Source organism: Lentibacillus sp. JNUCC-1 (assembly GCF_009741735.1).
Lineage (GTDB): Bacteria > Bacillota > Bacilli > Bacillales > Amphibacillaceae > Lentibacillus_B.
Genome location: NZ_WHOH01000003.1, coordinates 326,591 through 339,208 on the forward strand (window position 1 = coordinate 326,591; position 12,618 = coordinate 339,208).

Sequence of the window (12,618 nt, forward strand, 5' to 3'; positions counted from 1 at the left end):
TCCTTCAGGTGTGGGATGAGAGCGAATATATTAAGACATGATCTTAAAAATAAAAGGGTCAAAACAATTAAAATAAAACTGGAACATATGTTCTTGATTTGATATAATACAGTTGAGGAGGTGAAATGGTGCCAACAATTTCTCTGAAAGTAGAATTGCTAAAGCCGACAATAGAAAAACAAAATGTGTTTCAAACAATGACACAAACAAACACGGATTTCGCTAATTGGCTTTTGACTTATGACGATCTGAACAAAGCGACATCCAAAGTTTTCAAGCTGTTCTCATCCAACAAACAACTGCCCTCAGCAGTTGTTAATCAAACGATTCGGGATGTAAAAAGTCAAAAGAGACACCAAAAAGCGAAAAAATATAAACGACTCTGGTGTGCTTTCAATAACCAAAACGCCAAAATAGAATATGACAGCCTTTATAAAATCAGCTTCCCGACACTTGAAAAACGCATCGGCGTGCCTTTGGTCGTCCGACCGTTTCAGCAAAAATGGCTCGATAAGATTTTAAACGGTGAAGCCAAACAAGGTACGGTTGACCTTTTTAAAAAGAGAGGCCGCTGGTTTGTGACAATTGCCATTTCCTATGACGTAGAAAAAACGAACAATGAGAAGGTATTGGGTATTGACCTTGGGTTGAAAAACATCGCCACATGCAGTGTCGGCACGAAAAGTTTATTTTTTAAAGGCAATCAAATAGCCTTCAAAAGAAGAAGATTTTCTTCAAGAAGACGCAAGCTGGGCAAGCTGAAAAAACTTCAAGCTATCAAAAAATCAAAAGATAAAGAGTCCCTTTGGATGAGAGAAATGAATCATACCATATCCCGTCGAATCATACGCTTTGCCAGGTCCAACGGTGTTGGACTGATCAGAATGGAAGATTTGACAGGTATTCGCATGGCTAAATCAAAAAAAGAGGCAGGCAGAAACCTGAACAATTGGAGTTTCCATCAGCTTCAGACATTCATTCAGTATAAAGCAGAAATGGCAGGCATCACGGTTGAATATGTCGTGCCAAATTATACATCGCAAACATGTAAATGCGGAAATTGTGACAAGCAAAACCGCAATGGTTTGATGTTCAAATGTAAAAAGTGTAGCTATAAAAACCACGCGGCTTTAAATGCAAGCATCAATATCGCAAAAGCCCTGTCAGGCATCTCCAAACATAAACAAGTTATATAACTCGTGTACCGGTAACAGGTATACCGCCAATTGCGGTACAATTCATAACGCAGTTGGACGGGCCATGGCAGCCCCCTTAACTTGAGGCTAGTTCAAAACCGAAAGGGACTGCGAACGTCTTAGCACTCGAGAATCCCACTGCTTTAGCTGTGGGAGTGTCAAGGAAGTTCTCAGAGCGGTTATAGAATGGAAATATGCAAAGGAAAGAAACGCTTATATTCTAACGCTCGCTCAATTAGGATTCGCGATAGTACTCATATCTTCCATGCTTGTGACGGATTTTTTCCGTATGTTTGGGTAAGGCATCGTATATCTTAGGGAGGCATTCACAAATGAGTGAGAACCATATTTTAGACTCCGCAAAAGCAGTTTTGGAAGCGCAATCTTTTAGTCGGCTCGTTGGCGCACAATTAAAAGTGTTCCGGTCTGGAGAAGTTGTGTTGGAAATCCCAATAAATGATAACTTGTTGCAGCAGCATCAATTTGTTCATGGCGGTGTTCTCAGTTACGCTGCTGATAACGCCTTAACCTTTGTAGGCGGTTCGGTTTTAGGCCCCGAAGTGTTGACCTCAGAGTATAAAATCAATTACATGAGACCCGCTGTGGGTGAGAAGCTGATTGCACGTGCAAGTGTGATCTATTGTGGAAAGCGACAAGCCGTCTGCCGTTGTGATGTGTTTGTTCAAGATGGTGAAGAAGAAAAATTATGTGCCACCTCACAGGGAACGATTATATCTGTTTCAGATTAGAGCTTGTAAACATCAAGAGGAAGGCAGTTGTTGCCCCATGGTTTGGGTCAGCCGCGATTGACGCAGGTTGGTGAAAATCAAGACTCTGCTGCTCTGGCAGATACAATGCGTGATGTAGTGGTTGCTTCCATGGTACTTGTCACGGCTGCCATTTTAGTATTTTTTTTTCAGATCGAAATAGGGGTCCATTGTAAAGAATCAGCCGCAGTTATTAAATAAACACTGTGACTGAAATCAGGTTCTCGGGAGTGAATATATGAGTAAGGGGTATGAAACTTCAGAACAAAGAAAAGAGAGATTAAGGCAAGCAGAACTAAAAAGTTCATCAAGCAGTATGCACGGCAGAAACCTTGCTGATTTGGCCGGTGGGCCGGGTTGGAAAGGTACTGGAATAGTTATTTTAATATTGTTATTAGCTTATTTAGGCTATACTTTTTTCTTCCGTTAACCGGCGTAATCGTGTAGCAACCTTATGATTTTGAATAAAGAGTGATTCTAAAGCACACGGTGGAATAGAGAACGCGTTATGTTTCTCCATTCAAAATCACAGATCCATCTTAGGCGGTTCTTCCAACCAGCCCTTAGCTATCATAAGGTGTATGCCTTCACGCTGGTATTGAAAAATGCTTTTTCCAAACATGGCATTCTTCACCTGCAAGTCATTACGCAGACTGAAACCAGCCCCAAAGCCATTTCCGCTCATGCTCAGTCCGCTTAAAAGATAGTTGCAGAACATCATAAGCTTATCAGAGAAGGGAGGCACGGTTGAATTTGTCACAGTTCCACCATGAGTTGCAGGTGGGTGGATATCGTTGTCAAGAAGGACCTTAGAAACAGCACTGATTTGTTTCTTGGAAAGCGCCTTGCCAGCTAAAAAGTGTTTTTTTACATCACTGTCTTCGGTGGTTTTGCTGAAACCTTCCATTAATTGCATCCCTGTAATGTTGGTCTCCACAGAACGGTAAAGCGGCCCGAATTCAACGACACTCAGCTCCCGCTTTTGCCCCAATATGTTTGTCCCTTTTGCATAGGTTTTATCAGACACAAAGCTAGTGGATGCCGGCATGTTTACAAGGGTGGGACGTGATAAAAGGGAATGATCAAGAAGATATTCTGTAAAATATCTAAAATAGGTCTCGGTCAATTTGGAGAGATCCTGATAAAACGATATGACGTCTTTTCGGTAGGATAAAGTTAAATGCAAGGCGTACAGACCAATGCTGATTTCTTTTAACACTCGGCAGAACATGATATCAAAGCCATTATCCCATAATTTTGGTGCTTGCAAATTAACATCTTTTTCGGTGAAGCCCTCAGGAATTGCCGCACCTTCATTTTCCAACATTGTTTTGATTTCAACCACCTTGGCATGAAGTTCTTCATGTAGGCTCGACATAAGATTTTTGCCTGTCTCATCATCGGCTTTTTCAATAAAATACTCCAATATGCGCAATATCATCGTCTTTTTTTGATAAGTCAACCAGAGCGAACCAAGCTCAGAGGAACTCAATTTAGGGTTTTGCATCATTCACAGCCTCCAACACACATATTTTATTGTATTTTTTGATCATTGACGATAAATATGCATCCCTTTATCCCATATAAAACATGAGTATGGAGAGCTGTTATAAAAAAAGAATATGTTGATGCACAGAGAACATATTATTGGGACTGTGCATTTGATGGTAAAACAAAATTAATACGTTAATAATAAGGAGCATTCCTGTAATGAAGAAATTTGAGGTTTGAACAGAAAAGAGCCCTCTTGGTATAGTACAGGGTGTCATGATCATGACCCCGAATTAAATAAATACCAAGGAGGACTCGCAATGAATTATAACCAAAATCACAAAATCGCGCAAATCACAGAATTCACATTGATCGTGGGGATTGACATCGCAAAAGACAAACACGTAGCTCGCGCACAAGATTATCGAGGTATTGAATTTGGCAAACGATTGATCTTTGAAAATCGAATACACGGTTATCAAAAGCTGCTTGATTGGGTAGCTAGGCTTCAAGAGGAAAACCAAAAGACACATGTCATGTTTGGCGTTGAACCGACTGGCCACTTTTGGAAGAGTCTAGCCTACTACCTGAACGCCAAAGGTTATGACTTTGTGTTAGTTAACCCGATGCATGTTAAAAAAAGCAAAGAGCTGGACGACAATTCGCCCACAAAAAATGATACGAAAGACGCACGTGTTATTGCACAGATGGTTAAGGATGGTCGATACTCTGTACCGAACCTTCTTGACGGTGTTTATGCCGAGTTAAGGGAAGGGATTAAATTACGAGATCAACTCACCAAACAGCTGATGATTGTCGAAGGACGCATCCAAAACGCCATACAACGGTATTTTCCGGAGTTTGATGATGTGTTTAATGACTGGAATGGTAAGACAGCTATTTGTACACTGCGTGAATTCCCATTTCCATCTGATATTCAGGATATGACCCCTGAAGACGTGCTTTCAACGTGGAAAACAGTCGTTAAAAGTGGTGTGGGCATCAAACGTGCCAATCAGCTTGTCCAAGCTGCCCAGAAAAGCATTGGTGTTCAGATAGGTTTGCGCTTTGCCAGGCAGGAATTACAGACTCTGCTTGATCAATATGAATTGTACAACCAACAACTTGTGTCATTGGATAAAGAGATCGAAACACTTATAACAGATCTACCTGGAGCTAAAGAAATGATGGCTATTAAAGGCATTGGTCCCACGACAGTGGCCACGTTTTTCGCCGAGGTCGGAGACCTCTCCAACTACAGTCATCCCCAGCAAATTGTAAGTATGGCTGGTCTATCCTTAAAAGAACACAGCTCGGGTAAATTCAAAGGGCAAACACGAATAGACAAGCGTGGACGCAAGCGATTGAGAAGAGCGATCTATTTAGCTGTGCGCCCACTGGTAGCACATAATTCGACGTTCAAGACATTGCATCATTATTACACCACGCGTCCCGATCGTCCTTTGAAAAAGCAACAATCTCTGATCGCTTTGTGCGGTAAGTTGATACGTGTCTTATTCGCCATTGGCACGAAGCAGTGTGAATTTGATGGAAGTAAACTACTACAAGGACTACCTGAATTACAAACAAGTCAGGTGGCATGAATATTGATGTTAACTACTCCACGTAGATAAGTGGTTCTGAATGAGCGATTAATAAACCTTTTTAATTCATTTGGGATGTTTCAACAAATGCATCTGATGGCCTTAGGATTGAACAAACACCAATAGTGCAGAGTCGGAGCTTATTTAACCCATTCGGGCAATAGACCCAGCTAAGGAGCATTTCCGACCTCCACCTTGTGGATACGCAGGACGAAGGAATGTATGGATAATAATCCCGTGATACATGGGAGGGTGAGCGACCATAAGTTGTGTGGAGATTTTCAGCACGGTTATCACGTCTCTTGTCACCAAATGTTCACAGTTTGGGCGTTAGGATGGCATAGACTACGTCCGAAATTTCCGAAATCAACACCTGATACTCAACCCGCATTCAATATGTCAATGAAGTGTTTGAGTAATTCTAAGAAAGTAAGAGCATTTTGGAGATATTTTAATTATATAGAGGGAGGTACTTTTTATGCAAAAATGTCTAAACTGTAACAGACGTTTTAGCTGGGGCCAAGTGTATCGGTCGTTTTTAGGCTTGTTATACGGCTCAATTGAGTGTCATCACTGTGGTGCAAAACACAAAATAACCATTTCCGGACGGTTTATCGTGACTGCCTTAACCGTTTTGCCCATGTTGATTTTCATGTATTTCCTCTCAGACTTAAATCTTCTACCCACAATAGGCATAGGGCTGGTCATTGCATTTGCGGGTTCTTTGATTGCACCGTATGTTACCCCATTCGATGTCGTATCGTTGAATGAAATAGATGGGGACGGAAGGAGAGGGATGAATGAAGCAAAACATTTACGATGACCCGCAATTTTTCAAGAACTACATCACATTGCGCGAGAGCGGTGTTACTTATAATGATTTTATCGAACAGCCGGCCATCAAATCCATGATCCCGGACCTGAGGGGCAAAACAGTATTGGATCTGGGCTGTGGTGATGGACACTTTTCAAAGTACTGTGTAGAAAATGGCGCCCAAAAGGTCATAGGCGTTGATATTTCGGAAAATATGATCGAACGGGCTAACAAGATAAACAGTGACCAGCGAATAGAATTTATGCGTTTGCCGATGGAAGACTTAACGTTCGCCGCCGGTCAAACATTTGATGTGATCATAAGCTCGTTAGCTATCCATTACATCCGAGATTATTCGGCCTTGATTCAGAACATGTACGAAATGCTCGCCAACAACGGCGAATTTATTTTTTCCATAGAACACCCAATCGTAACAGCCCGCAAAGGCAGCGGTCATTGGGTCAAGGATGAGGAAGGGACAAGACAACACTGGGCTTTAGACCATTATCAAGAGGAGGGATTAAGAGAACATGACTGGTTTGTCGACGGCGTTGTGGTCTATCACAGAACCATTTCCACCTTAATCAACACCCTCATTGAAAATGGCTTCGCGTTAAATCGCATCCTGGAGCCCCAGTCGACCCCAGCCGGCATAGAAAAAATGCCAAAGCTTATCAATGAGACGCGCCGGCCTTCTTTTCTGGTGTTAAAAGCCACAATAAAACCGTAATGGTGAATGATCGATGGCACCATTACGTATGTTAAGCTGGGGAGTAGCCAAAGATGCTAGGTTGCTTTGATAGAACGACCTTTACGTTTGATAGAAGTCGTTCTTGCTCTGATAGAATGCGTTCTTCGTTTGATAGAAGTCGTTCTTGCTTGGATAGAAAGGAATCCTCGTTGGATAGAAAAGGTTCTTGCTTGGATAGAAGACATTCTTCCTTTGATAGACCCTGCACGAATCTTGATTTCACATAAAAATATTGGAGGGCGTTCATCCTTAATCATCACAGGTTTGATTTATGGGCTGACCACTACGGTGAAACAGCTTCTATTGTGTTATGATAAAGGTAAAACAAGGCGGTGATTTTGTGGGGTATATAGAATCTTCAGAAGAACTTATGAGTCAGATAGCAAATATGGATCGTGATAATTCTGTTTTTCAATTTTCTATACCGGGAAAGGGGAAGTTCACTCTCGTCCTACAGGAGGAAGACGAACCTTCAATTAAGGCGGATGTGGAAAATAATCCCCAACTTAAACAGATGATCGAGGAAAGCAAAAGTGAGTATAAAATGAGAAAAGGTATGTCAACTGCAGAATTGCTGGATTCACTTTCAGCAAAGGATTTCGAATAGTGGACACTAAAAAGGTTATTTGGCTGCCGGCTGTAAGGGAAAAGCTTCTGCAGTTTAGAGGGTTCAAGCGAAAGAGAATTAGATAATTCACCAAGCAATTGTCGTGCAACGTTGTCTCATAACAAATCAAAATGCACATAAGTATATTCAGTTGAAAGCAGCCAAGGCGCCGCGTTGCTTTGATAGAACGTCATTTACGTTTGATAGAAGTCGTTCTTGCTCTGATAGAATGCGTTCTTCGTTTGATAGATGTCGTTATTGCTCGGATAGGAAGGCATGTTCGTTGGATAAAGGCGGTTCTTGCTTGGATAGAAGCCATTCTTCCTTTGATAGGCGCTGCACGAATCTTAATTTTACATAAAATATTGGAGGCGCATTTATGCTCAACCATCATGGCTTTGATTTATGGGCTGATCATTACGATGAAACAGTCCAGTTAAGTGAGGAAAACAATCATTATCCTTTTGCGGGATATAAGGAAATCCTAAATGTGATTTTTAATGAGGTGATGCAGACACCGAACGCCAAGGTGCTGGATATTGGTTTTGGGACAGGTGTCTTAACAAGCCAATTGTACGCCAATGGACACCAGATCGACGGGATCGATTTTTCGAGAAAAATGATCGACATCGCACATGCCGCGATGCCGAATGGAAACTTGATGAAATGGGATATAGCAAAGGGCTTGCCTCCCGAGATTCAAGATGAAAAATATGACGCCATCATCAGCACGTATGCGTTGCACCATTTAGCAGACGAGGCCAAAGTGGAGTTCATTACTGATCTATTACCCCTGCTCAAAAAGGACGGCAAAATATTCATCGGTGACGTAGCTTTTGAAACACGGGAAAAGCTCAATCAGTGCCGTCAGGACAGCATCGACTACTGGGATGACGATGAGTTTTATTTCGTTTTTGATGAATTTAAATCTCGGCTGGAAAATATGTGTCACTGCGAGTTTCATCCGATTTCTCATTGTGGTGGGGTGTTTGTGATTTCGAAATAATGGCAGGGTGATTTTTTCGAACAGATAGATTAAACAACAGTGTTATTCATAAAATGGGGGTAAAGAGATGGAATTTGTCATGTGGGGTGCCTTAGGTTTGGCCGGTGCTGCTTTTGCACTGGCTTCCCAACAAACAGACAAGATTAAAAAATTAGAAGCGCGAATTAGAGAACTGGAGAAACAATAAATGGTTCTGTTTTTACTGATGAGCGCAGTTGCTGTACAAGGTTTGTCCAACAGACAGACCATTTTTGTATTTTGAAAGGAGGTATGAAAAATTACTGAAAAGAAGGACCCCAAAAACTCTGAGTGGAGATTAACTATGTTAGCACCGTTTGTATTCCTCGGAGGAAGCATTGGAAGTCAAATTGTGTTTTTTTCGGATATACCTTATATGCCGCCTATATATGGATGTTTGACGGGCGCATTATTAATAGTCGCTTACAATGCTGCTTGCGTATTTTATAATAGGATGAAAAACAATAAGGCAGGGGGAAAGCGGTAATGAAAAAAATTTTTCAATTAGAACCGCTGTCTTTCAGTTTAGAAAAAAAGTATTGATGCCTTTGAAAAAAGGGAGCAATTTTTACAGCTCCGTTCAAAAGTTCTGCAGGTAGAGCAGGAAAGAATCAGTGGAGCAGAAACACTCAGTATTTCTGAAACAAGAAGGAGACTAAGTGAGCGAGCAAATGAAGTGCGAGATTGAATTCTGCCTTCAGTCTGGGAAGACTTAAAAAGATTCAGGGTTATTATTTGATACAGTTTGATTTGCAAACAGCAACGAAGGTCAGTAATCATATATTAAATACGATTGAACGACTGGTGGATTTCCCGGATTCGGGTTCCATGACACCAAATACATGGTTGAATGAACAAGTTTAATGAAAAAGACAAATAAGAATTTCATCAATCGGGTAATTGCGTACAACGTGGTGTCAGAATCGGACACAATTCTTTCCTGAAACGGGCCAGATTGTTACAGAAAAAGGAGTGATTTTTGATGAGCATTATAGGTATGAGTATTGGAATTATAATAGGTATAATTTTGGGACTAATCTTTAATAAAATTGTATGGGGTATAATTTTTGGAATTATAGGTGGAGCAGTTATAAGTTTAATGTTTTCTAATAAAAGTGATGAAGTAAGTGATTCTTAACAATACAGCTATCGGGCGCAGTTGTTGAATAAGTGATGGTCCCTTAAAGAACCATTTTGCGGTATAAGATTTAATGGGAAAAAATGGGGTGGGTAAAATAAGTGTTGCTTTTAAATAAAAACTGCAAAAGCGAATTTATTGATGATCTCCGAGACAATCATTACGTATGTTATAATTAAAAAAAACTTTTGGGGTGATAAGAATGGGTGCATTAAGCAAAAATGTACAAAAAGAACTTGCAAATGCATTAGATGATAAAGATGAGGCTATGTTTGTGGCAAATGGGAAGCTGTTCTCGCTTGAAGTACATGATACTGATTTAGAAGATGAAAATCTCAGCAATCTGGAGGTTAAAATTGAATCCTATCCGGAATTAAAGGAATCACTCCAGCGATATCTCGATAATCCGGACATGAAAAGGTATACCGCAAATGAATTAAAGGAGCGACGGTATGACCAAAGACGGTAACCGGAAATTTTCAGTTCATTTTACAGAGGAATTTAATAGGTGTTTAGATCAAATTCAAGCCTTCTTTGCAGAGCAAGGGGAAGATGTGCTTGAATGGTGGTTTTCTAAAGAAGATAACATGATTGACGAAATTGATCGTCTGTTATCTTCTTTTCCATATGCTGGGAAGGTGGTTGAGCAGGGAACTTTTAAAGGTTTGCGTTGCCTTACTTACGGAAAGGGGCGGCACCGAATATTAAATTATCTGGTTTTTTATGCGGTTAATGAAAATGAAGAAAATATTGATGTTATTAACATTTTGCCATCTCGTTCTAAGCGAAAACGGATAAAATAATTTAAGAATCGGGCCATATTCTCTAATAAGGGATTAGCACCCCTTATTGAAGAAAAGGGCCAGAAGAGCATGGGGCCGGTTCTCATGCTTCCTTTTCATAGTGTAAAAGCATCGAACCGTTCCCATGCTTTCCCCGCTCTAAATCGTCAGGGACTGACACGGTTACACCATTATTTGATATTTCCAGTCTGATAAGTAAAGCTAGAAGGAAACAATTTTCTTCTAGCTATTTTTTTGAAACTTTTTCAAAGGTTGATTGCTCTAACGGGTGAAAGGAGGTTATAAATTGGATCATATATCTCTCGTTAAGAAGGCTATAAATGGAAACGAAAAAGCCTTTGAATCGCTTGTGAAAATTGAAAGTGAGAAATTGTATAAAACGGCTTTTCTTTACGTCGGTAATAAAGATGACGCATTAGATGTTCTCCAAGAAACGATTTATAAAGCCTTTATATCAGTCGATCAAGTAAAGCAGCCCCAATTTTTTAGTACATGGTTAACAAAGATTCTGATCCGCACGGCATATGACGTCATAAGGAGAAGAAAGAAGATCGTTCTTGATGGGAAGAAGCATGGGTCCGGTTCTCATGCTTCCTTTTAATAGTACGGAAGCGTCAGAAACGTCCCCATGCTTTCCTACATCAACACATACTCCAAATAATTCCCCTCAAAATCCCTGATCTCAAGGCCACCTTCCTCCAGCGCTGACCAAATATACCTGTCCAAAGCGTAAGGAGACCGATCCTGAAGCGACGACAGCAGACCCTCCGATATGATCAGGTTTATCGTTTCGTCTCTATTCCTGACCGACACCACATAGCTATGCATTTTGATCACTTCGACCGCATATGCCTCATCCCACTCCTGCAGCTGCCTTTGAACAGTCCCAGCAACATGATGCAAAAACCTCTCCCCATCATAACCCTTGGACATATACCCGCGAATGAAACCTGTTGTATTCATGTGACATTCCTCCTATCTGTTTCCCAATAGGCCTATCAAGGCAAACATCAAAAGCGGAAGCGCCTTGATCACCCCCGAAAATCATAAGCAAGACTGTGTAGTGGCGTTTTGTGCCAAGGAACGATATTGCTTATGACTCAAGGGGTAGGCGCTGGAGCTGGACGGCGCTGTTATGATCGATAATCTAAGCTCGTAAATATGCTGCCTTCCCTTAGAGCAAATGAAAAAGCCCTTTGCTGCATATGAATGCATACAAAGGGCCTGAGCACCGTTCGTTATCATTCAAAGCAAGCTTTGCTGGAAGGAGCACCTTACCCACGGGGCAGGTTGCTGTGAAGTCATTGAGCCAGTGCTCTCGTTCACTCTTGATAACCTTATTGAGTTGCGTTTATTATAGCATACTTTTATTTGTGAATACAGGTTTGAGATAATCAGGAGGTAAAAGATATCATAAATTAAGAAAATTGATACTTCAAGTTCGAAATGGTAAACTAATTTTAATCTATGATTATTTTGACAAATGGTTAGTACGTTTTCTTTTTTCATTTCGGAACACATATTCACAGGTCCATTGGCTTAGTATTTATAAAGAGACAACTAACGGTTAGCTATGAGGGTAATGAAATGAGTCATTTTACCTTATTCGTGAACTAAAAAAAGAAGAGGAGTTTTAATGTGACCCTATTATTAGTTGGAAATATTGGTAAAGAAATTAAAGGAGTAAGGGTTTTGAACGCTATAAACTTTTCATTAGAAAAAGGAGATGTTGTGGGACTGATTGGGGGAAATGGCGCTGGAAAGACAACGCTCATGAAAGTGGTTTTAGGTTTGACGAATTATCAGAATGGTGTTATGAGGGTCGAAGGGAAAGAAGTCTCGCACGTTAATCATTCCCCTATCAAAGTAGGCGCTTTAATTGAACATCCTGGGATATATCCCTTTTTAACCGGCTATGATAACTTAAAACTATTTTTTGAAGGGAAAAATAATGAGGAAATCAATCGGATCATCAATGATTTAAATATGTCCGAATTTATACATAAAAAAGCTAAAACCTACTCATTGGGGATGAAACAAAAATTGGGCATCGCTTTATCCTTTTTAAATAATCCGCAAATCATTTTTTTAGATGAGCCTATGAATGGATTAGACCCTCAGGCTATCCGGGATGTGCGTAATGCCATTCTAAAACGTACTGATAAAGGCGTTGCATTTTTCATTTCCAGCCACATATTAAGTGAGTTAGAGAAGGTGACCAACACACTTTTAATTGTAAATCAAGGCGAAATTATTTCAAAAACAACCGTAGAAAAGATTAAAGAAGATGCTGAAGACGGGGATTTAGAAACTGCATTCTTACAAGTATTAGATGCAAAGAAACATTCAACACCTACGCAATCTTAGGGTGGAATAACAAAGAATATCAAACACGTATTGTGTTGGGGGACGGGGGAGAATTA

19 protein-coding genes and 1 riboswitch are annotated in these 12,618 nt (G+C 40.5%); of the genes, 17 read left to right on the forward strand and 2 right to left on the reverse strand.

Translation table 11 applies throughout. From position 1 onward, the window contains the following. Positions 1-128: 128 nt before the first annotated feature. The 5 genes from JNUCC1_RS12045 to JNUCC1_RS12065 all read left to right on the forward strand — a co-directional run bounded on the left by JNUCC1_RS12045 (position 129) and on the right by JNUCC1_RS12065 (position 2,393). Positions 129-1,196: an RNA-guided endonuclease InsQ/TnpB family protein gene (locus tag JNUCC1_RS12045; protein WP_331713887.1), complete on the forward strand. Its 1,068-nt coding sequence runs from the start codon at positions 129-131 to the stop codon at positions 1,194-1,196. A 181-nt stretch (positions 1,197-1,377) separates the two neighbouring features. After that, positions 1,378-1,497, forward strand: coding sequence for a DUF4181 domain-containing protein (locus JNUCC1_RS19515; RefSeq protein WP_442915499.1), 120 nt, complete (start codon positions 1,378-1,380; stop codon positions 1,495-1,497). A 31-nt stretch (positions 1,498-1,528) separates the two neighbouring features. Further along, entirely contained in the window at positions 1,529-1,945 is a 417-nt protein-coding gene (locus tag JNUCC1_RS12055; RefSeq protein WP_156645720.1) for a PaaI family thioesterase, read from the forward strand. A 27-nt stretch (positions 1,946-1,972) separates the two neighbouring features. Then, positions 1,973-2,164, forward strand: a complete 192-nt coding sequence (locus JNUCC1_RS12060) for a hypothetical protein (protein WP_156645721.1) — start codon at positions 1,973-1,975, stop codon at positions 2,162-2,164. 37 nt (positions 2,165-2,201) lie between these two features. Next, entirely contained in the window at positions 2,202-2,393 is a 192-nt protein-coding gene (locus JNUCC1_RS12065) for a DUF6366 family protein (RefSeq protein ID WP_156645722.1), read from the forward strand. 96 nt (positions 2,394-2,489) lie between these two features. Here JNUCC1_RS12065 and JNUCC1_RS12070 read toward each other — a convergent pair whose 3' ends face one another. Then, a complete protein-coding gene (locus JNUCC1_RS12070) occupies positions 2,490-3,473 on the reverse strand; it encodes a DUF3231 family protein (protein ID WP_156645723.1) in 984 nt (327 codons plus the stop codon). Between the two features lie 301 nt (positions 3,474-3,774). On the opposite strand from JNUCC1_RS12070, the gene JNUCC1_RS12075 reads away from it, so the two are divergent. From JNUCC1_RS12075 to JNUCC1_RS12120, 11 genes are all read left to right on the forward strand, one after another. Continuing rightward, on the forward strand, positions 3,775-5,058 hold the full coding sequence (locus JNUCC1_RS12075) for an IS110 family transposase (RefSeq protein WP_156645724.1): 1,284 nt from the start codon (positions 3,775-3,777) through the stop codon (positions 5,056-5,058). Between the two features lie 478 nt (positions 5,059-5,536). After that, complete coding sequence (locus tag JNUCC1_RS12080; RefSeq protein ID WP_156645725.1) at positions 5,537-5,881, forward strand: TIGR04104 family putative zinc finger protein; 345 nt, start codon at positions 5,537-5,539, stop codon at positions 5,879-5,881. Next, positions 5,859-6,602, forward strand: a complete 744-nt coding sequence (locus JNUCC1_RS12085; protein WP_156645726.1) for a class I SAM-dependent methyltransferase — start codon at positions 5,859-5,861, stop codon at positions 6,600-6,602. The genes JNUCC1_RS12080 and JNUCC1_RS12085 overlap by 23 nt, the downstream gene beginning before the upstream one ends. Positions 6,603-6,731: 129 nt before the next feature. Then, a complete protein-coding gene (locus JNUCC1_RS18750; protein ID WP_231784202.1) occupies positions 6,732-6,959 on the forward strand; it encodes a hypothetical protein in 228 nt (75 codons plus the stop codon). Further along, positions 6,934-7,230, forward strand: a complete 297-nt coding sequence (locus tag JNUCC1_RS12090) for a hypothetical protein (RefSeq protein ID WP_156645727.1) — start codon at positions 6,934-6,936, stop codon at positions 7,228-7,230. The genes JNUCC1_RS18750 and JNUCC1_RS12090 overlap by 26 nt, the downstream gene beginning before the upstream one ends. A gap of 379 nt (positions 7,231-7,609) precedes the next feature. Continuing rightward, positions 7,610-8,236: a class I SAM-dependent methyltransferase gene (locus tag JNUCC1_RS12095; RefSeq protein ID WP_156645728.1), complete on the forward strand. Its 627-nt coding sequence runs from the start codon at positions 7,610-7,612 to the stop codon at positions 8,234-8,236. A gap of 702 nt (positions 8,237-8,938) precedes the next feature. Beyond that, entirely contained in the window at positions 8,939-9,118 is a 180-nt protein-coding gene (locus tag JNUCC1_RS12100) for a hypothetical protein (RefSeq protein WP_156645729.1), read from the forward strand. Positions 9,119-9,251: 133 nt separating this feature from the next. Further along, positions 9,252-9,392, forward strand: a complete 141-nt coding sequence (locus JNUCC1_RS12105) for a hypothetical protein (protein WP_197431728.1) — start codon at positions 9,252-9,254, stop codon at positions 9,390-9,392. A gap of 202 nt (positions 9,393-9,594) precedes the next feature. Further along, complete coding sequence (locus JNUCC1_RS12110) at positions 9,595-9,861, forward strand: hypothetical protein (protein ID WP_156645731.1); 267 nt, start codon at positions 9,595-9,597, stop codon at positions 9,859-9,861. Next, positions 9,845-10,195: a type II toxin-antitoxin system RelE/ParE family toxin gene (locus tag JNUCC1_RS12115; RefSeq protein ID WP_156645732.1), complete on the forward strand. Its 351-nt coding sequence runs from the start codon at positions 9,845-9,847 to the stop codon at positions 10,193-10,195. The genes JNUCC1_RS12110 and JNUCC1_RS12115 overlap by 17 nt, the downstream gene beginning before the upstream one ends. Before the next feature lie 286 nt (positions 10,196-10,481). Next, entirely contained in the window at positions 10,482-10,796 is a 315-nt protein-coding gene (locus JNUCC1_RS12120; protein ID WP_156645733.1) for a sigma factor, read from the forward strand. 35 nt (positions 10,797-10,831) lie between these two features. Here JNUCC1_RS12120 and JNUCC1_RS12125 read toward each other — a convergent pair whose 3' ends face one another. Beyond that, a complete protein-coding gene (locus JNUCC1_RS12125; RefSeq protein WP_156645734.1) occupies positions 10,832-11,158 on the reverse strand; it encodes a hypothetical protein in 327 nt (108 codons plus the stop codon). 272 nt (positions 11,159-11,430) lie between these two features. After that, positions 11,431-11,533, reverse strand: a riboswitch (SAM riboswitch). Between the two features lie 300 nt (positions 11,534-11,833). Here JNUCC1_RS12125 and JNUCC1_RS12130 point away from each other — a divergent pair. After that, a complete protein-coding gene (locus tag JNUCC1_RS12130) occupies positions 11,834-12,562 on the forward strand; it encodes an ABC transporter ATP-binding protein (protein ID WP_331713772.1) in 729 nt (242 codons plus the stop codon). The last annotated feature ends 56 nt before the right edge of the window (positions 12,563-12,618 follow it).